The organism is Spongiactinospora gelatinilytica (assembly GCF_003236385.1).
GTDB lineage: Bacteria > Actinomycetota > Actinomycetes > Streptosporangiales > Streptosporangiaceae > Spongiactinospora > Spongiactinospora gelatinilytica.
Map to the genome: position 1 here is coordinate 1 of NZ_POUA01000122.1, position 18,737 is coordinate 18,737.

21 protein-coding genes are annotated in these 18,737 nt (G+C 67.1%); 5 read left to right on the top strand and 16 right to left on the bottom strand.

Annotated features, from left to right (window positions below; genetic code table 11):
* Window positions 1-94: 94 nt before the first annotated feature.
* On the top strand, window positions 95-3,175 hold the full coding sequence (locus C1I98_RS17010; RefSeq protein ID WP_111168437.1) for an RHS repeat domain-containing protein: 3,081 nt from the start codon (window positions 95-97) through the stop codon (window positions 3,173-3,175).
* Between the two features lie 193 nt (window positions 3,176-3,368).
* Window positions 3,369-3,713 carry a hypothetical protein gene (locus tag C1I98_RS40555; RefSeq protein WP_146607484.1) on the top strand — a complete coding sequence of 115 codons (345 nt, stop codon included), beginning with the start codon at window positions 3,369-3,371 and terminating at the stop codon, window positions 3,711-3,713.
* 154 nt (window positions 3,714-3,867) lie between these two features.
* Here C1I98_RS40555 and C1I98_RS17015 read toward each other — a convergent pair whose 3' ends face one another.
* The 15 genes from C1I98_RS17015 to C1I98_RS17080 all read right to left on the bottom strand — a co-directional run bounded on the left by C1I98_RS17015 (window position 3,868) and on the right by C1I98_RS17080 (window position 13,648).
* Window positions 3,868-4,500, bottom strand: coding sequence for an aminotransferase class V-fold PLP-dependent enzyme (locus C1I98_RS17015; protein WP_111168438.1), 633 nt, complete (start codon window positions 4,498-4,500; stop codon window positions 3,868-3,870).
* Between the two features lie 21 nt (window positions 4,501-4,521).
* The gene (locus C1I98_RS17020) at window positions 4,522-5,133 is read right to left on the bottom strand and encodes a PIG-L deacetylase family protein (protein WP_233507935.1); all 612 of its coding nucleotides are present in this window, start codon (window positions 5,131-5,133) and stop codon (window positions 4,522-4,524) included.
* On the bottom strand, window positions 5,130-5,597 hold the full coding sequence (locus tag C1I98_RS42920; protein ID WP_199536998.1) for a 5'-3' exonuclease H3TH domain-containing protein: 468 nt from the start codon (window positions 5,595-5,597) through the stop codon (window positions 5,130-5,132). The genes C1I98_RS17020 and C1I98_RS42920 overlap by 4 nt, the downstream gene beginning before the upstream one ends.
* On the bottom strand, window positions 5,524-5,967 hold the full coding sequence (locus C1I98_RS42925) for a hypothetical protein (RefSeq protein ID WP_199536999.1): 444 nt from the start codon (window positions 5,965-5,967) through the stop codon (window positions 5,524-5,526). Before C1I98_RS42925 ends, C1I98_RS42920 begins: the two co-directional genes overlap by 74 nt.
* Window positions 5,967-7,025, bottom strand: coding sequence for a glycosyltransferase family 4 protein (locus tag C1I98_RS17030; protein WP_111168439.1), 1,059 nt, complete (start codon window positions 7,023-7,025; stop codon window positions 5,967-5,969). Before C1I98_RS17030 ends, C1I98_RS42925 begins: the two co-directional genes overlap by 1 nt.
* Entirely contained in the window at window positions 7,019-7,543 is a 525-nt protein-coding gene (locus tag C1I98_RS17035; RefSeq protein WP_111168440.1) for a phosphoribosyltransferase, read from the bottom strand. Before C1I98_RS17035 ends, C1I98_RS17030 begins: the two co-directional genes overlap by 7 nt.
* On the bottom strand, window positions 7,540-8,484 hold the full coding sequence (locus C1I98_RS17040) for a radical SAM protein (RefSeq protein WP_111168441.1): 945 nt from the start codon (window positions 8,482-8,484) through the stop codon (window positions 7,540-7,542). The genes C1I98_RS17035 and C1I98_RS17040 overlap by 4 nt, the downstream gene beginning before the upstream one ends.
* Window positions 8,481-9,479: a glycosyltransferase family 2 protein gene (locus C1I98_RS17045; RefSeq protein ID WP_233507936.1), complete on the bottom strand. Its 999-nt coding sequence runs from the start codon at window positions 9,477-9,479 to the stop codon at window positions 8,481-8,483. Before C1I98_RS17045 ends, C1I98_RS17040 begins: the two co-directional genes overlap by 4 nt.
* On the bottom strand, window positions 9,476-9,892 hold the full coding sequence (locus C1I98_RS17050) for a DUF6884 domain-containing protein (RefSeq protein ID WP_111168442.1): 417 nt from the start codon (window positions 9,890-9,892) through the stop codon (window positions 9,476-9,478). Before C1I98_RS17050 ends, C1I98_RS17045 begins: the two co-directional genes overlap by 4 nt.
* Window positions 9,889-10,416, bottom strand: coding sequence for a formylglycine-generating enzyme family protein (locus C1I98_RS17055; RefSeq protein ID WP_111168443.1), 528 nt, complete (start codon window positions 10,414-10,416; stop codon window positions 9,889-9,891). Before C1I98_RS17055 ends, C1I98_RS17050 begins: the two co-directional genes overlap by 4 nt.
* A gap of 13 nt (window positions 10,417-10,429) precedes the next feature.
* Window positions 10,430-11,074 (bottom strand): reverse transcriptase domain-containing protein, encoded by a 645-nt coding sequence (locus C1I98_RS17060; protein WP_233507937.1) that lies wholly within the window; start codon window positions 11,072-11,074, stop codon window positions 10,430-10,432.
* Window positions 11,075-11,348: 274 nt separating this feature from the next.
* Window positions 11,349-12,032 carry a 7-carboxy-7-deazaguanine synthase QueE gene (locus tag C1I98_RS17065; protein ID WP_233507938.1) on the bottom strand — a complete coding sequence of 228 codons (684 nt, stop codon included), beginning with the start codon at window positions 12,030-12,032 and terminating at the stop codon, window positions 11,349-11,351.
* A complete protein-coding gene (locus C1I98_RS17070) occupies window positions 12,029-12,394 on the bottom strand; it encodes a 6-pyruvoyl trahydropterin synthase family protein (RefSeq protein WP_111168445.1) in 366 nt (121 codons plus the stop codon). The genes C1I98_RS17065 and C1I98_RS17070 overlap by 4 nt, the downstream gene beginning before the upstream one ends.
* Window positions 12,385-13,098, bottom strand: coding sequence for a 7-cyano-7-deazaguanine synthase QueC (gene queC / locus C1I98_RS17075; protein ID WP_199537000.1), 714 nt, complete (start codon window positions 13,096-13,098; stop codon window positions 12,385-12,387). Before queC ends, C1I98_RS17070 begins: the two co-directional genes overlap by 10 nt.
* Window positions 13,099-13,123: 25 nt before the next feature.
* Window positions 13,124-13,648 carry an ATP-binding protein gene (locus C1I98_RS17080; protein ID WP_158558067.1) on the bottom strand — a complete coding sequence of 175 codons (525 nt, stop codon included), beginning with the start codon at window positions 13,646-13,648 and terminating at the stop codon, window positions 13,124-13,126.
* A 258-nt stretch (window positions 13,649-13,906) separates the two neighbouring features.
* Between C1I98_RS17080 and C1I98_RS17085 the strand changes: the two genes are divergently transcribed.
* Window positions 13,907-15,292: an NsdA family TPR-like regulatory protein gene (locus C1I98_RS17085; protein WP_111168447.1), complete on the top strand. Its 1,386-nt coding sequence runs from the start codon at window positions 13,907-13,909 to the stop codon at window positions 15,290-15,292.
* Complete coding sequence (locus C1I98_RS17090; RefSeq protein ID WP_111168448.1) at window positions 15,289-15,783, top strand: GNAT family N-acetyltransferase; 495 nt, start codon at window positions 15,289-15,291, stop codon at window positions 15,781-15,783. The genes C1I98_RS17085 and C1I98_RS17090 overlap by 4 nt, the downstream gene beginning before the upstream one ends.
* A 233-nt stretch (window positions 15,784-16,016) precedes the next feature.
* Here C1I98_RS17090 and fxsT read toward each other — a convergent pair whose 3' ends face one another.
* Complete coding sequence (fxsT, locus tag C1I98_RS17100; RefSeq protein ID WP_146607485.1) at window positions 16,017-18,545, bottom strand: FxSxx-COOH system tetratricopeptide repeat protein; 2,529 nt, start codon at window positions 18,543-18,545, stop codon at window positions 16,017-16,019.
* On the opposite strand from fxsT, the gene C1I98_RS17105 reads away from it, so the two are divergent.
* The coding region (locus C1I98_RS17105) for a hypothetical protein (RefSeq protein WP_146607486.1) at window positions 18,526-18,737 on the top strand (212 nt) is incomplete at its 3' end. The genes fxsT and C1I98_RS17105 overlap by 20 nt on opposite strands.

The following is an 18,737-nucleotide window of genomic DNA, read 5'->3' on the forward strand; positions in this document are numbered from 1 at the left end:
CCGAGGCGCTGATCCGCTGGGCCGCCATCGCGGGGATGGCCCGCCGCCTCACCCGGGGCGGACCCGCACGACGCCAACCCCGCTACATCTGCCCTTGAGCTCTAAACGATCTTCTCAAACACGCACTAAGTACGAATACAACGATGCCGGGCACCTGACCAAGTCCATCGCTCCCGGCAATAAGACAACCACCTACGTCGTCAACCCTGCGGGGGAACCGACCACGGTCACCGGCCCGCTCAACCACGCCACCACAAACGTCTACGACCTGGCCGGACGCCTGACCAAGTCCACAGACCCGCTGGGCAAATCCAGCGTGGCCGAATACGACCTGGCCGGACGGCAGGTCGCCGCCAAAGACCTCAACAATTCCGGCACAGTGCTGCGCACTGCCACCTTCGGCTATGACGCCGCCGGAAACCAGACGTCCGTCACCTCAGCCGAAGGGCACATGACCCAGCAGACGTTCGACGCCGGGGGGCGGCTCACCTCCCGGATCGAACCGGTCACCGCCACCACCTCGATCACCACGACCTTCGGCTACGACGCCACCGGCGCCCGCACCCGGCTCACTGACGGCCGCGGCAACGCCACCTGGACCACCTACAACACCCTTGCCTTGCCCGAGACCGTCACCGAACCGGCTACCACCGCGCACCCAGCGCTCGCCGACCGTACATGGACCAGCTTGTATGATGCGGCTGGCAACGAAGTGGCCACCATCGCCCCTGGCGGAGGTAGGGTCGATCGCACCTTCGACCACCTTGACCGGCTGACTAAACAAAGTGGTAGTGGTGCCGAGGCCGCCACTGCCGATCGCACCTTCGGCTATGACCTCGCCGGACGCGCCACCGCCGTCGGCGATATGTCCATCGCCTACAACGACCGCGGCTTGCTCACCTCGGTCAGCCTTGGTGGCACCCAGCAGACCACCTGGGCCTACGATGTGCGGGGCAATCCCGCTCAGCGCGTTGACGCCGCTGGCACTGCCACCTTCACTTGGGACGATGCCGACCGCCTAGCCACGGCCACCGACCCGGTCACTAGCCGAACGCTCACCTACGGATATGACAACGCCGACCGGTTGAAGATGATTACTGCCACCGGCCAGGCCAGTACTCAAAGCTTCGACTACGACGCCATGGACCGCCCTACCGCCCATACCCTGAAGAACGGGGCGAACACCCAGATCGCGAAGATCGCCTATGGTTGGGACAAGGACGACAACCTCACTTCAAAGACCACCACCGGCACCGCCGGCGCTGGTGCCAACACCTACGGATATGACAGGTCTGGACGGCTGACCTCCTGGACGGCCCTGGGCGGTGCAACCACCGCTTATGAATGGGACGCTGCCGGCAACCGCACTAAGGCCGGAGCAATCACGTTCGCCTTCGATGAGCGCAACCGGCTGACCTCTGGCGGGGGAACCGACTATACTTATACCCCCCGGGGGACACTGGCCGCACGCGCCCAGAACGGGACCACCACGCAGATGAGCTTCGACGCTTTTGACCAGCTCATCACCGATGGTGATATCGCCTACGGCTACGATGACCTGGGCCGGCTGCTCTCTCGGAACCAGGCTGGCACCGTGCAGGGATTCCAATACTCGGGACTGACCAATGATATCGCCGCTGTCACCGGTGGGGGCAGCACCGTCCAGGCCAAATACAGCCGCGATACAACCGGCGGACTACTCGGCCTGCAAGAAGGCACCGGTCCCGCACTCGCCGCGCTGAGCGACCTGCACGGCGATCTGGTGGCCACCTTCACCGCCACCGCCCTGACCGACTCGGCAGCCTACAACCCGTTCGGCGAAATCACCGCTCAGACCGGCACCCCGCGCAAGCTCGGCTACCAAGGGGGATACACCGACCCCGACACCGGCAAGGTCAACATGCACGCCCGCTGGTACCAGCCTGGCACCGCGACCTTCGCCTCACGTGACACTGCCACCCTCACACCAGCGCCTTCGGTGCAAGCCAACCGCTACACCTACGCCAACGCCTCTCCTCTCACCGGTGCTGACCCGACCGGGCACGCCACCTCCGGCATCGGCTACTACACCCCCACAGAGGACCGGTTCAGCGGCATCGGATTCGCTCCCGACGCCGGTCCCAGCTACTCTGGCCACGGCCAGACCTGCGCCGGTACGAGATGCCTCGGCGGAGGCTCAGGTCACATCTGCAACGCTGGCATCTGCGCAGAGACCAACGAATTCTCGAGTTGGTGGTCTGCCCACGTCAACTCCCCAGGCTTCGACTATGAGCGAGGGCTTCTCTCCGACGAAGAAGTCGAACGCCTCGGCTATGAGTACATGCCCAACGGCCGACGGGTGGACCAGCCGAACTTCTGGGACGCCAGTGCAAAAGTCCAGAACAAATACATGCAGCAATGGTCGCCACAGCTCACCAATGAGCAACTAGCCATAACCTGGGTGAGCGTAGGAGGCTTGGAGAGCTTCAATCCGAAGAATATAAAAAGTGGCGGTAAAGCCCCCTCTTACACCAATACGAAGATTGGCAAATCCTCCAAAATTGAGTGGCCCTATCATGGCAAATATCTTGTGCTGTACAAGTACAAAAAAAACATCGAGGAGGCGGCAACCCAGCATGGTATTGACAAGAACGCTCTGGCTGCGCTCCTCATCTACGAGATCAATCGCTTCAACTTTGAGCCTAAGACTGGGTGGGGTGCAGCGCTTTTTGCATCCTGGTTCGGCAAGGACCCAAAGAAGGGTTTCGGCATGAGCCAGGTGGAGACCTATAGGGTCCGAAAGCTGCTCAAGAAGTACTACCCAGAAATGTATGCCGATATGGAAAAGAAAAGTAAGTCCGGGCATAAGGATCTCGCCGAGCTGGCGGCCAATCCAGTGTGGGGTATACATCTCGCGGCCGCCCGCATGCGATGGGTGAAGGAAAATTATCGGCTCAACGGTCATAGGCTTACGGACTGGCAGGCGACCATCGCGTACTGCGGGTGTGCGGGCAAAAACTCCGCCGAATTCCAAAAGCGATGGAATAGCGGCTTCAAAAACCATCCGGATGCGAGGTTGCGATATGATGCAATGTACGACCCGCAGGGGAAGCAGTTTTGGCCTAAGAAGGAGCCGTGGGCGAAGGATGCAGCTAAAGAGTACTGGAGGTGCGTCGCTGTCAAATGCGCTGAGTGAGTAAGAATGTCAGATGTTAGGTTCCGTGACAGCCATGCCGAATCGAACAAGGTGGCTAATGTCATTGATTATTGGAAGGCACGCCAAGGGTGCAGCCATATTTGGGGTGGCGTTCCTATTGGCTGGTTGCCTATCGACTCCGGAACTCCGAGTCGACGCGAGCGTCGTGGACGATCTTGGTAGCGTTGGGAGAGTGCTGAGCAAGGGCACTACGCTGAACACCGAGAATGGTTACGCCTTCGTGTCCGAAGAACGTGTTATCGCCGTTGATGGGACGGATTCTGCTAAGGCTCTCACTAAGGCCGCTGATATCTTGAAGCTTCATGGATGGATGGTAGCTGAACACCAACCCTCCGATTATGTCACGCTGACGTCAAATAATTGGCCAAGTACAGAGATAACGATTTACAGTATTGAGTTCGTTGAAGATGCAACCCCCCCGGCCTCTGACAGATGGGAGTCGCTTCAGCGGGCCCGTAAACAAGCTGGCGCACGAACCATTGTAGTGGCCGATGTAGCGCGTACCGATGGTCGGTAACCATCGGTCTTGCTTGATAGTAGGCGGCTGCCTTTTCATGAACGGCAGCTCTTTTCCGCAACTCGGTGCTCTCCCGCTCCAGCGCTCGGATCCGGGCCCGCTCCGGCCCGGAGACGGCTGCTTCTCGTTCTCGGCATGGGCAATCCGGTCCAGCTCACCCAATCGCGCGCGTATCTCCGGCCAGCGCGCGTATACGCGAGGCCAGCTCGGTGTCGTCGCACAGGGCGAGGCCGCCTTCCCCGGTCGCGATGAGCTTGTACGCCTGGGTGGAGAAGAACGCCGCCGCACCGTACGAACCGGCCTTCGGAACGCCCCACGCCTGGGCACAGTCCTCGATCAGGGGGATGCCGCGCCGGTGCAGCTCCGCGGCGATCCGCACCACATCGCCTGCCAATCGGCCACGTAGATGAGCGATGACCACGGCCTTCGTGGCGGGTGTCAGCAGGCCGGAGATGTCTTCAAAAGAAGGGGTGAGGTCTGTTCCGGTCCGGGCGATGCGCACCGATGCTCCGGTCGCGGTGACCGTCGCGCCGACCGACACCCACCCGAGTCCGGGAATCACCACCTCGTCACCAGGCCCTATGCCGAGCCCCCGCAGGATCACGTCGAACGCCGCCGTGGCGCTGGCGGTCGCGATGGCATGGGCCCGGCCGGTTCGGGCGGCGACGGTGGCTTCGAGTCGCGGCACGTAGACGCCGCCGATCGACCCGAGGTGTCCGGTGGTGATGACCTGCCTGGCGAGGTGGGTCTGAGCGTCGGCGGTGAGCAGGCTGTACTGGTAGAGCATCGTCGTGCGCCTCCGCTGGAGTCACAGGAAGTCGGATGCGGGAAGTCGGCCGAGCACGGGGACGGGGGTGAAGGCCTCGCCGTACGCGGTGCCGATCCGGCCGCCGTGCAGCCGGGCGAGGTTCTCGGCCATCGGGCCGAAGTGCTCGTCGATGGGCTGGGAGCGATGCACGGCGAGGGCGCGCATCTTCGTGGTGAAGGTCGTGCTGATGTCGATGATCGTGTGCGGAGCGGTGGAGCCGTCCAGCGACAGGCCGTTGTAGGACTCGCACATGTAGACCCGGCAGGGGCGGCCGGTGGCGATCACCGGCGCCGGGAGCGCGTCGAGCACGGCCAGGCACGCCTGCCGGTGATCCGGGTGCACGTCCCGGCATCCGTGGGTGATGACGACGTCCGGGCACAGCTCGGTGAGCAGTTCGGCGACGATCGTCGCGGTGACCTCGGGCAGGAGCCGCAGTGACGCACCGAGGACGGACGCACCGGCGGCGGCTTCGGCGTCACGTACCGGGTCGTGGGCCGGGACGGCGATGGTGACCTTCGCTCCGGCCTCGGCGTGCCGGGCGAGTGTGCCGCCCGCCCAGAGTTCGGCGTCGTCGGGGTGGCCCATGACGGTCAGGACCGACGGCGGGTTCACCACAGGCCCAGCTTCTCGACGATCTCGGCGGGAGTGGGGAGCGGTGGGCTCGCGGTGCCGCAAGGCCGGTACGGTACCGCCACGTCGGTCCGGACGCGGATCGTCTCTCGCCAGGCCACGACCTGGCCGAAGGCATCCCGTACCCGCTGCCCGGCGGCTCCGGCCAGATGGCCGGAGCCCGGCAGGTCTTCCAGCGCGAGGCCGCCGGCCAGCAACCGGGCGGCCGTGATAGAGCCGATCCCGCGCACGCCGGGGATGTTGTCCGACGGATCGCCGCACAGTGCCCGGAAGCACGGCCACTGGCCGGGGGTGACGCCGTAGCGCTCGATCACCTCGGGTGGGCCGATATGGCGCTTGCCCGGGTGCATGGCGGTGTTCAGCACACGGACGTCATGGTCCAGAAGCTGGTAGAAGTCCCGGTCGCCGGACATGATCAGCCGCTCGCGTCCGGGAGCCAGGCGCACGAGGGTGGCGATCGTGTCGTCGGCTTCGGCGTCGTCGATCTATCCAGGCGATGCCGTAGGCGTCCAGGCCGTGCTTGACGTCTGGCAGCGCATGGATCGGCTTGAGCGCGGTCTCGTCGGTGACCCGGTTGGCCTTGTAGGAGGCGTCGGCCTGTTTACGCTCGGCCGAGCCGTACTCGCCGTCGAAGACGACGATCACTTCGGGCGGATCGGGGATCTCGTCGCGGATCGCCACCCGGAGTAGGGCGAAGAATCCGAAGACACCGGTGAGTTCCCGGGTCTTGTCGCGGGAGTGGATCGGCGCGGGGAACCCGAAGGTCGCGCGGTACAGCAGGTTGTGGCCGTCGACCAGCAACAGTGGAACTTCCATCACCAGACCGCCTGCAGAAATGCTTCAGCGATTGTGGTGGGCCGGAAGTCCCGTGACCGGTAGTACGCAGCCCGTGACGTACGCACGTAGGTTACCGCGTCGCTCGTGATCGCCGCAGCGGCTCGCCAGAGTCCGGCCGCTCCCATCGACCGCCGGACGACGATGCCGCCAGGGCCGATCAGTTCGGGGAGGTTGCCGACGTCATAGGCGACGACGGGTGTGCCTACGCTCATCGCCTCCAGCGCCACGAGCCCGAAGGTCTCCGCATGCGAGGGCACGACGACCACCACGGCACCCGCGAGCCAGCCCGGCACCTGACGCCAGAGGAGGCCGGCGGTTCGTACCGTTAGATGAGGGGCGCTGAGGCATCGGCGGACGATCTCGGCCTGCCCGCCCTGCTTGTCCTCGAACGGTGCCGAGGCCAGGACGACCTGCACGCGCCGGCCATCCGGCGGTGAGGGGGTCAGAAGGTCCTCCACTCCCTTCTCCGGCGCGGCCCGGGCCAGCACGCGGATGGGTCCACGTTGGCGCAGTCGCCCTCGCCGGGTGTCGTCGAGCCAGGCGCATTCGTCGTAGAGCAGCGCGTTCGGTACGACCTGCCATCGATGTGTGGGATAGCCACGCTCGGCCGCCTGGCTGAGCACGGTGGCCGAGGGCGCGATGACGGCTTCGGCCGACGCGAGCGCCGGGCCGAGGTCTTCGTCGTGGCCGACGACGTGTACGGCGAGCACCTTGCGCGCGGGGTGTACGGCCATCGCCCGGCCGAGACCCCACAGGGCATCGGTGTAGACAACGATGTCCACACTCCGCTGATCAAGGATCTTCGCGATCTCCTCCCGGAGCGCGGAGCCGCCGATGGCATGCCGCAACGTGGCATCGTCGGCGGGAAAGGACACAATGAGGTGGGTCAACCGGACACAGTCCGCCGAATCGGTGCCGCTCAGAATGAGCGTCTCGTGGCCGAGTTCGCGAAGGCCGGCGGCGAGGGCGGCCGTGGCGCGTTCGATCCCGGCGGGCGTGTCAGGCCGGTACGAAGCCAGCACGAACGCGATCACCATGACCGCACCCCGACCGCATCGGGCAGCCGGCTGGTCTGCTGCCCAGGCGGAGTCTGTTCCCACGGGAAGATCACCCAGTCGGCGACCTCCCACACGTACAGGTCGGGCAGGCCGGGCGGTGCTCCCGCGTTACGGCAGAGCGTCACCGTACGAATCCCACCCTTGGAAAGGCCGGAGACCACGGCGGTGAGCGTCGCGCCGCTTCCGCAGATGTCGTCCACGACGAGGATCGGGCCGGGCGAGGTCTGGCGGATAGGGCTTAGGTCATAGGTCACCTCGCCGGTGGCGGGGATTCCGATCTCCTCGGACGCGTTGTGGCGTGCCTCGACGATGACCACGACCGCCCCGGTCTCCGCGCCGATGGCGTATGCCGGAGCCCGCCCGCCGTTCGCGATCCCGATGACCATGTCCACGCTTCCGAAGCGCTCACGGGCAGCCATGGCCAGCAGGCGGGTGGCGACCCAGTACTGATCGGGGTCCATGCGCCAGACGCGGCGGCCCTCGAAGACCCTGCTCATGCGGACCCGTCCGGTCCGGTCAAGGCGAGGTCTGCCGGGCTGCGCAGCGGGCGCAGGGCGGAGATGTGCTCGGCCGGACGGTCGTTGCGCCACACCCGGCCGTCGGCCCGGATGACGGTGAAGCCCCCCGCGCCGCGCCGGGTGCGAAGCCGTGCCGTCAGGCCGGGCGGCACGTCGAGCCGTTCCATGAGTGCGTGGGCCTCGTTGTCGCTCAGCATCTCCGCCGGTGGCAGCCGGGCGGCCTCGCCGATGGGGAGCATTTGCAGGAACGTGACGCCTGCGGCCCCGAGGCGGTGCGCGAGCCGTACCAGGTCCTGCGCGAAAGCATGGCTGGACGCCATGAGCACGCTCTGGATCTGCACGCACAGACCGGCTGCGACGGCCTCCTTTACCCCGTGGATGGCGCGGCTGAACGATTCCGGCCCGCGCCACGCGTCGTGAACCAGGCTGCTCGGGGCGTCGAGACTGACCTTGACCGCGTCCACATGCCCGGCGAGCCGGGCGGCGCGGCGCTGGAGGTGCCAGCCGTTGGTGGTCATGCTGACCGTGCAGCCGCCCGCCGTCAGCTCGTCGGCCAGCTCGGCGAGGTCGGGCAGCAGGAGCGGTTCTCCGCCGGAGATGTCCACTCCCAGGACGTCCGTGCCCGCGATCAGGCGGGCGATCCGCCGCCGGTCGGCCGCCCTCAGTTCGGTGACGGATTTGTCGTCCAGGCAGTGCGGGCACTGAAGGTTGCAGCGGACGATCGGCGACCAGCAGACGCTGACCGGGACGGTTCCGCCGCAGGCAGCGGGATGTACGACGGGCCACCCGCTCACCTCGGTCCCGTCCAGCTCCGCGCGGCCGGGAGGTAGAGCGCGAGGGGTGCGATGGGTGAGCCCGGTCGCTGGATCATGAACGAGCGTCGTTCCATCGCGTACGGCGACGGCGAGGGTTCGGATCACCTGTTCACCTCACATCGGGAGAGAAACCGGAGCGTTTCGGCAGTGAAGAGGGCGGAGCGTTGAGGCGGTGGCGCTTCCAGCAAGGAGCGGTAGTAGCGAAGCGTGGCGGGCCAGGAGGCGAGCTTGGACTGCCAGAGAGCCGCCGCGTCGGGCGGGTCGAGATGGAACCCGGCGGCCTGCCGTACCGGGATGACCACCAGTCCGGCGGCGATCAGCTTCGCGCCCAGGTGGGTGTCCTCCATGCCCCACCCGAGCCGGCCGAACTCCGGATCGAACCCGCCGACCTCGAAGAACGCATGCCGGGGCACGGCGAGCAGGGCGGTGACCACCATCCGGGGCAGGTCCCAGTCGTAGTAGGTCCGTCCGTATCCGAGGTCGATCAGGTCGCGCGTGTGTTCCAGGGGCCATCCGTCGATTGGCTCGTCCAGGACGATCCCGGAGTAGAGCAGCGGCGTGCCCACAGGCGGACGCCATCGAACCCGGTGATCCTCGTAGATGTCCGGGGTGTCAGGGAGCGGCGTACCGTGGGCGACGTTGTGGCGGAAGCCCAGCAGTACGGCGGCGTCGTCGGCACGGGCTGCCAGGTCGGCGATCACGTACGGCGGGATGACCATGTCGGCGTCCATGAAGACGACCGTGTTCTGCGAGGCGGCGACCGCTCCCACATTCCGGGCCGTGGCCGCGCCCCGATGCTCGGGCAGGCGGATCACCTGATCGACGCATGTGTGCCTGCGGGCGATGTCGGCGGTGCCGTCCGTGCTGCCGTCGTCCACCACGATGATCTCTGGGGTGTGCGTCTGGACGGACAGGGCGTCGAGTACGGCGGGCAGGCAGTACGCGACGTTGTAGGCAGGGATCACCACCGAGGCGCACGGCCTGGTGGGCGTGGCACCGGCCTCATGCCAGCGGTGCCGGTTCTCCGCCTCGAATCGGCTGGTGATCGGCCGGTAGTCGTTGTCCTGGCGGAGGAGCAGAGCGCGAAGGGACTCGGTCACGGCCACCCCCACGTGTCGAGTACGACGGAGGCGGTCGCCCAGTCGCGCGGGTCGTTGACGAGGCGGACCCGGACGTTGCGCAGATGCTCCCGCACGATGTCCTGGTAGGGCGGCTCGGCGATGAGCAGGACGCCGGTCGGCGTGCCGTATCGCGCCAGTACGACTCCCGTGCTCCGTCGCAGCTCACAAGCCCGCCCGGGGGTGAGAACCCGGTCATACGGCAGAAGCGGCTGATCGGCATCGATCAGGCCGTGTTCGGCAGACAGGATGCGCACCTGCCGACGCAGACCGGGAAGATGGCCGATGCGGCGGCGCAGTTGCGGGATACAGCCGCCCTCGTAGAGGTCGAGCGCGGGGACCGGGGTCGCGGTGTCCCGCTTGCGGCGGGAGCACCCGACAATGACGAGCTTCACAGGTCACGCACCACCCGGAAGCCGATGCCCGGCGATGCCAGTTCGACCGGAGCGGCGTTGAGGAACGTGCATTGGGCGTACAGCGGCGGTGACGCGAACGAGCCGCCCCGGATGATCGCGCCGTTCCCCATCACGGTCGTGGCCGTCCATTCCCAGACGTTTCCGGCGACGTCGAGCAGCCCGTGCGGAGTAGCGCCCGCGGGGCATGCGCCTGTCCGGCACGGGCGTCCCTGGCTGGATTCCCGCAGGTTGGCCAGGCTGGGCCGCCAGGGCCGGTCGCCCCACGGGTAGAGCCGTCCTTCGGGGCCGGCGGCCATCCATTCCCATTCCACCGAGGTGGGCAGGCGTCCGCCGAGTCGTACGGCGATGGCGGCGGCCTCGTCGCGGCTGACTTCGGTCAGCGGGTGGTCGTCGGCTCCCGTGATCGGAGTCGCCGTCCAGCGAAGGCTGCGGACCGGGACCCGGCGGCTCTCGTCGCCGTACTCACAGCTACCGCCGGGCACGAATATCCAGGTCAGTGCCATGGTGTTACCTCCTTCACCCGTCGATCAGGAACAGGTCCTCGGCGCACGCCGAGGTTCTGATGCGGCTCTTGCGGGGGTTGGCGGCGAGGCCGACCTCCTCGATGGCGCGCTCGATGCGGTTCATCGCCTGCCTCGCTTCGGCATGGCCGGCCGTGAAGGCGCAGTAGTTGTCCACGAAGCGCACGATCCGCAGATCGGAAAGAAGCCGGTCGGCCGGAGCCAGCCGCAGGTTGATCAGGGTCGGTGCCAGCCCTGTACCGGGCACTAGCGGGTACGGCAGGCCGGACAGGGCAGTGCGGAACCGGTCCAGAAATTTGCCGTCATGGACATGTTCGGCCAGCCAGCCGGTGACCTCGTCGGCGTTCGAGCCCTCGGACACGCGGGCGACGTCGATGTCGGCCACCCAGTTGAACCCTTTGTCGAGGTACGTCATGGCCTGCCGCAGGGCGGTCAGCCGGTTCCGTCGCGGCCGGTAGCCGGACACCCAAGGAGCGAGGACACCGCCTTCGAGGATGTGGTCGATCGCGTTGCGCATCGCTCGGTGTACCAGGCGGTCCTCAACCGTCGGGATCACGCACATCAGTGGCCTGCCCGTATAGGTCAGGAAAGGGTTGGCCCGAAGCGGCGCCGGTCGCCAGCTCCCTTCGCGCAGGGCCACTGCCAGCCGTGGAATCCGTACGGCGGCGGCTCTGCGGTAGTCACCCCACGTCACACCGTCAGCCCCGGGAGAGGAACAGCGACGGCCGCACTGCCGAAGCGCCCGGACGAGATGAACCTCCCCGAGAAACGGCATCAGCGAGTGGGTCTGAGGGAGTACGCTGGTGCTCGCCTGAGCGGCAGGAACGATCCCGGCTTCCCCTTCGGACAAGGGCCTGCAACCCAGCACGCGCGGCCCGGGAGGCCCGGAAAGACGGCCCCGCTCAGGTCTGGTCTCAGCGGACACTGGTCCCCTCCAGCAGGATGTGCAAGCGGGTGCTCAGATTCCAGCGCCGGGCAAGGGTCTCGTCCGCCATCTCCCGCATCACTCCCAGCACCTGCGGTGAACTGGTCGCCTGTGGCATGACCCAGATCGGCGCGAGGCCGTACTTCTCCTCCAGCCTGGCGATCTCTTCCAAATCGGCGAGGCTCTCCACGACGAACTTGAACGCCGCGCGCCCCGAGCTGACGAACATGGCGAGCGCTTCGGGCTTGATCCGCTTACTTTCCGGGACGCCGGAGTTCGCGAGCTTGGGAGAGACGTTCCACTGCCGCACCGCGTCGAGCAGCCCGCGGGAGGGCACGATGGTGCCGTTGGTCTCGATCTCGACCCGCCGCCGGTTGGCGCGGAACATGTCGGCCAGCCAGACGAGCCGATCTTTCTGAAGCAGCGGCTCGCCGCCGGTGATCACGACCAGCGGCGCGGGGATCGCGAGTACTTCGTGCAGCGCTTGCGCGTCGGTCATCCGGCGGGTGATGGCGGTCAGATCATGGCGACTGGCGTCCCAGGTCTCGGGGGTGTCGCACCAGGTGCAGGTCAGATTGCACCGGCTCAGCCGCAGAAAGGCGGCGAGCTGCCCGGCCGAAGGCCCTTCTCCCTGGAAGGTCGGGCCGAAGATCTCGATGACGAGAAGGCTCACGGCTCCTCCCTGTACTCGGCCCAGGTGGACGGCGTTTCCGAGACGCGAACCGCGCGCAGCAGATGCGCGACGGGCAGGTTGTCCGAGCACCACCTGTAGAGGCGTCGTGCGAGCCGTTCGCAGGTCGGTTGCTCCAGGACGTCGTTGAGGCAGCGGTGGTCGTAGGTGTCTGCCAGGTGGTCCCGTACCGGGGTCAGCTCGCTGAAGTCCGCGACGAAGCCGTAGGGGTCGAGTTCCTGCGCGGTCAACCGGATCTCGACCACGTAGTTGTGCCCGTGGTCCCTGCGGCACGGGTGTCCCTCGGGCAGCAGGTCGAGCCGGTGGCTGGCGCTGAAGGCGAACCGTTTCGCGATCACGTACACGGCGTCTCCGGGCTTTCGTAGTCGGTGGGGTCGGGGACTCGCGCCAGGACGAACGCCTCCTTGCGTTCGGTGCAGGTACCGCACCGGCCGCAGTGCCGCGCCCCGCCCGCGTAGCAGGACCAGGTGTCGGCGAACGGGACGCCCAGGTCCGCGCCGAGCCGAACGATGTCCGCTTTGGTCATGTCCATGAACGGCGCGATGACCTGAAAACCGCTCACCGTGAGACCCTCGTTGGCCACGGCGGCCATGCGCCGATAGGCGTAGAGGAAGGACGGCCGACAGTCCGGGTAGATCGGGTGATCGCCCGCGTGCGCGCCGAAGGCGACGGTGTCGGCCTTGACGGAGATGGCCAGGGCTACGGCGATGTCCAGCAGCAGGGCGTTCCGGTTCGGGACCACAGTGGCGCGCATGGAACCGTCGGTGTAGTGACCAGCCGGGACCGTCGCCTGCTCGTCGATGAGCGCGGTCCCGGACAGGACCGGCCTGAGACGGCGTAGGTCGAGGATGACGCACTCGGCGTCGAGTGCCTGCGCGAGCGTGGTCAGCCGGGACAACTCGACCCGGTGGCGCTGGCCGTAGTCGATACCGAGCAGGGTGAGCCGGCCGGTGCCGTTCGCCTGAAGCCAGTAGGCCAGCGTGGTGGAGTCCAGGCCGCCGGAGGACACGACGATGGCGTGCCCGGCCTGGCGTTGGGTGGTGATCACGGTAGTCCTCCCCGAGCGGGTGTAGTCAGGAACGACCGCGCAGGCGGGCCGCTCTGCGGTGGCGGGCCGCCCGGACGGCGGCGATGGCCGGAGCCCATGATCGGAAGAGTCCGCCCCTGCGCACAGGGACCCGGGCCGCTGAAGGGAGTGCGAAGCCGACCGCCTTGCCGGGAATGCCGGTGACGTACGTCGTTGCGGGGTAGACGCCACAGCGCCCTCTGGAGAGCTGATGGACCATGAGGAGTCCTCGGCCGCTCTCCTGGAACCAGATGGCGCGCGGGTCGAAGCCGCCCATCCCACGCAGAAGGCGGGAGACCACGCGCAGTTCGGGATCGCCGTCGATGACCTCGCACCAGACGGGCTCCCCGTTCATGGTCGCGATCCGCAGATCGTACGGCGGGCGGGCGTGCGTCTCCGCGTTGGCGGCGAGTTCGGCTATCGCGATCTCCGCGTCACCGATCTCCTCGCCATCGACACCCGCCTTCTGGAGTACCTCGCGGACGACGGTCCGGGCCTCGTGAGCGGCGGAGCCGGGCAGGAGTGCCTGCACGAGAACGTATTGATGTGGCCGGGTGAAAGGTTCCACGGCGTACCTCCGGGTCTTCTGCGACCGAACTCATGGCGGTCGCGAACTCCGGCACCCAGTGGATCAGTTTGATTACCGAGAGTGAATACTTGGGTGGTGTGAAGGTCATGAACCTCCCGACCAGTGCGTGAAGGTCGTGAAGGTCGCTCCCTTTCGGCTCAAGTGCCGTTCGCGGAGCCGTAAACCCGGGGTTACTGTCGCCTCAGGCAAGGAGGGGCTTTGATGGCAGAAGCACCCACGGCACTGGCCGAGCTCCTGCAGCGAGCCGGCATGAATGCGCGCCAGCTCGCCGCCGCGGTCAACGCATGGCTGGAAGGGCGCGGCCTCGGTTGCCGTCGTATCGACCCCACCGCGCCCTATTCCTGGGTACGGCAGGGCTACAAGCCGTATGAGCCGCTGCCATCGGTGGTGGCCGCCGTGCTGTCAGAGCACCTCGGCCACGCGATTTCGGTGGATCAGATCTGGCCGGTACGTACTCCCGTGACGGTCTCGGCCGCATCCGGCCTTGGCCGGCGGTTGGCCATCGACGAGCTGGTGCAGGCGCTCGGTGATCTGACGACCGTGAGCGCCGGAAAACACGCCGATGTCACCGCCGCGTCCGGGGCCGACCTGGCTGCGGCCGTTCTCGACGGGTTGCACGCAGCCGCGACCAGGCCCCACCGCAGCGCTAACCGTGAACGCGTGCTGGCCCCCCAAGCCCATCTGATCGGCGCCCACGTCACCGCGATGCGCAGGCTCGACGACCGGCACGGCGGCGGCCTCGTCAGCCTCAGATACGTGACCAGCGAGCTACGCAACATCCTGGACCTGATCCAGGCCGCAGACTACGAACCCGCCGTAGGGCACGAGCTGATGACCATCGCCGCCGACCTCGCCCAGCTCGTCGGCTGGATGCACTTCGACGCCCACCGGTACGGCGCGGCCGAACGCTACCTGCTGCTCAGCGAACGCATCGCCCGAGGAGTCGGCGAATCCGGCCGCGCCGCGAACGCCATCGGCATGCTCGCCTACATCTCCGCATTCGCCGGCCACGGCCGGGCGGCCGTCAGCATCGCCGAGGCGGCCGAGCGTTCCTGCCCCGCCGATCCGGTACTCCGGGCCAGAATCACGGGCCGCACCGCCACGGCGGCAGCCGCCGCAGGCGACCTCGCCGGCTTCCGCGAGGCGTCGGAGAAGGCGCGCGACCTGCTCGCCTCCGCCTCCCACGGCACCTTGACCTACTTGTACTACCTGGAGCCCGCCCAGCTCATCGCGGAGGCCGGGCAGGCGCTCGTCGTCCTGGGCGAGCAGGCGACCGTGTATCGTAAGCGGCTGCTCAGCGAGGCGATCGAGCTGCTGGCTCCCATCTCGCAAGCCGGAGCCCGGCCGGACTATCCTCGCTCGGCGTTGTTGCATGGCGTGTTCCTGACCAAGGCCTATCTGCTCAGCGGCGAGCTGGAGGCGGCGGTCGGAGCGGCGCGGGCCGCCCTCACCCGGTTGAGCGAGGTCCAGTCGATTCGGGGAATCACCTATCTACGGCGGCTGCGTCCCGCTTTCGCCCGGCGCAGCCGCTCTTTGGTCGTGTCCGAGTTCCTTCCCGAGTTCGACAAGGCACTGATGCAGCAATGACCAACCTGGACCACTTCGTCCTACGCCCGCGCCGCTACGACCACCCTCACGCCGCCCGCCTGGTCCGCGCCCTGTTCGACGACCAGACCCAGCGCTACGGCTACGCCGACCCCTTCGAGGCCGATCCTGCGGGCTATGCCCCGCCCCGGGGGCTGTTTCTCGTAGGCTATCTCGATGACAGGCCGGTGGCCTGCGGTGGTTACCGTACATATGATGTCCGAACCCGCACGGTTGAGATCAAGAAGATGTACACTCTGCCGGAGCTGCGCGGGCATGGGTTGGGCGAGCGGATCATCACCGAACTGGAACAGCATGCGCGCGAGTCCGGAGCGCGGCGTTCCATCCTGGAGACCGGCGTGCGCAACATCGCCGCCCTGGCCCTGTACGCCGGGGTCGGTTACCAGCCGACCGCGCGTTATGTCTGTGGTCGTGATCCGGCCATCAACCGCGCCTTCATCAAGGACCTTGCCGGCTGTCCCGCCATGCCTTAGGTGGGCATTTAGTCTTTGACCTCCGGTTCAGGTACTGCCCCAGGAGGGGGAGTTCTCGCCAGTGAAGCGGCGGGCCATGAGGTCGATTAGGGCGATGTGCATCATGGCTTCGGAGCGGTCGGGATGTTCTTCGTAATCGCGGGTCAGGCGGGCGGTGGAGCACGGCGATCGCGTTGATGACCCGCCCTCTGACCCGCCTGTGGACACCGGTGACCGAGGCCGCTCCGAGCTGTTCAACCGAGCGCCTCCAGATTCGCCCGGACTGTCCTTGTCAGTGGATGATCACCACCCACTACCCGTATGCAATCGCTCAGCGTCCGCTCCAATAGGGCGATGGCTCGGTTCCGGTCCCCCGCCGCCCCATAGGCGTGGGCGAGGTTGTTGCGTGAGGTCAGGGTGCTGGGGTGGTCGTTGCCCAACACCCGCACAGAGTCGGCGAGTGTGGCTTCGTACAGGGCGATGGCTCGGTTCAGGTCTCCCGCCGCCCCATAGGCGTGGGCGAGGTTGTTGCGTGAGGTCAGGGTGTCGGGGTGGTCGTTGCCCAGGACCCGTTCGCGCTGGGTGAGTGTGGCTTCGTAGAGCGGGATGGCTCGGTTCAGGTCTCCCGCCGCCCCATAGGCGTGGGCGAGGTTGTTGCGTGAGGTCAGGGTGTCGGGGTGGTCGTTGCCCAGGACCCGTTCGCGCTGGGTGAGTGTGGCTTCGTACAGGGGGATGGCTCGGTTCAGGTCTCCCGCCGACTCATAGGTGTAGGCGAGGTTGTTGCGTGAGCTCAGGGTGTCGGGGTGGTCGTTGCCCAACACCCGCACAGAGTCGGCGAGTGTGGCTTCGTACAGGGCGATGGCTCGGTTCAGGTCTCCCGCCGACTCATAGGCGTGGGCGAGGTTGTTGCGTGAGGTCAGGGTGTCGGGGTGGTCGTTGCCCAGGACCCGTTCGCGCTGGGTGAGTGTGGCTTCGTAGAGCGGGATGGCTCGGTTCAGGTCTCCCGCCGCCCCATAGGCGTGGGCGAGGTTGTTGCGTGAGGTCAGGGTGTCGGGGTGGTCGTTGCCCAGGACCCGTTCGCGCTGGGTGAGTGTGGCTTCGTACAGCGGGATGGCTCGGTTCAGGTCTCCCGCCGACTCATAGGTGTAGGCGAGGTTGTTGCGTGAGCTCAGGGTGTCGGGGTGGTCGTTGCCCAACACCCGCACAGAGTCGGCGAGTGTGGCTTCGTACAGGGCGATGGCTCGGTTCAGGTCTCCCGCCGACTCATAGGCGTGGGCGAGGTTGTTGCGTGAGGTCAGGGTGCTGGGGTGGTCGTTGCCCAGCACACGTTCGCGCTGGGTGAGTGTGGCTTCGTAGAGCGGGATGGCTCGGTTCAGGTCTCCCGCCGCCCCATAGGCGTGGGCGAGGTTGTTGCGTGAGGTCAGGGTGTCGGGGTGGTCGTTGCCCAACACCCGCACAGAGTCGGCGAGTGTGGCTTCGTACAGGGCGATGGCTCGGTTCAGGTCTCCCGCCGACTCATAGGCGTAGGCGAGGTTGTTGCGTGAGGTCAGGGTGTCGGGGTGGTCGTTGCCCAGCACTCGTTCGCGCTGGGTGAGTGTGGCTTCGTACAGCGGGATGGCTCGGTTCAGGTCTCCCGCCGCCCCATAGGCGTAGGCCAGATTGTTGCGTGAGGTCAGGGTGTCGGGGTGCTCGCTGCCCAGCAGACGTGCGAAAACGGCATGCGCGCGCTGATGGTAGCCGAGAGCGCGGGTGACCATCCCCTGAACTGTAAGGAATATCGCGGTTTTACTAAGCAGGCGAGCCGTGGGGTCAGTGTCGGTCTCGGCGGGGGCATGGCTGGCCAGCATGGTGATGTGTGGCAGCAGGGCTCGCCAGCGCGGCCAGCCGCCCGGATCCTCCGGATCGCGGGGCACGGCTGCGTTGAGCAGGCGGGTAGCCCGCTCGCGGGCGACGTCGATCTCCGTGGGGCGGCGGTGCGGATCCTCGGGGTCGGGGGTACGGGCCACGGCCTGGACAAGGCGGTGCACGGTGACGGTGCCCTCGTCCAGGGCGATCACGTTGTAGGCTGCCAGAGCTCCCAGCGCCTTGTGCCCCTCCACGGCCGAGACGTCCAAACCCTTCAGCAAGAACCGGGGGATCGCCTCGGCCCCGTACCAAGCCAGGATCCTCAGCAGCTCCCCGGCCAGGGGGATGGCGGCGAGGCGGTCGAGGGTGAGCCGCCAGATCCGAGTGATGGTCCGCTGCGGGTCGAAACCGTGGGCGGCCTCGTCGTACATCCCGGCCGGGTCGGCGGCCACCAGTTGCAGGAAGGCCGCCGGGGTGATCCGAGTCTGATGCAGAAAGGCCGCGGCCTGCTCGATCGCCAGCGGCAGGCACCCCAGCGCCTCCACCAGCTCCCGCGCCCCCTTCGGCGCCGCACTGGGATCGTGTGCGGTTGTGCGTCCGGTGGCGATGCGGACCAGCAGATCGATGCCCTGATCGTGGGTGAGCACGTCCAAAGGCAGCACGCTGGCGTCCACCCGGTGCCAGCCCTCCCTCAATCGGCTGGTGATAACCACGTGCCCGCGCAGGGTGCGGCCGAGCAGCGGCTCCACGTCGGTCACATCGGTCACGTCGTCGGCGATCAGCAGCCAGCCTGAATGGGCGCCGAGCCAGGCCAGCGCGCGTTCGGCCAGCGCCTCCAACGGCAGGGCGGCTTTCAGTTCGGGTTGCAACGCGACGGTGACCGCGACCGGATCGAGGGCAACGGCGATCGGCGGCGATGTGCCAGGGATCGTCTCCACCGGCGACCACGCCACCAACACCCAGGTCCTCCTCCCGGCCGAGGCGTTGCGGCCGGTGCAGCAGGTGATCGCACCGCCGCGGCTGGCCAACCTGCCCGGCCACGCGCATCTGTTCGTCGGCCGCGAGGACGAACTGGCCGCCTTGCACACCCGCCTGCACGGCGCGGGCTCGGCGACCGAGACTGCGGGAGG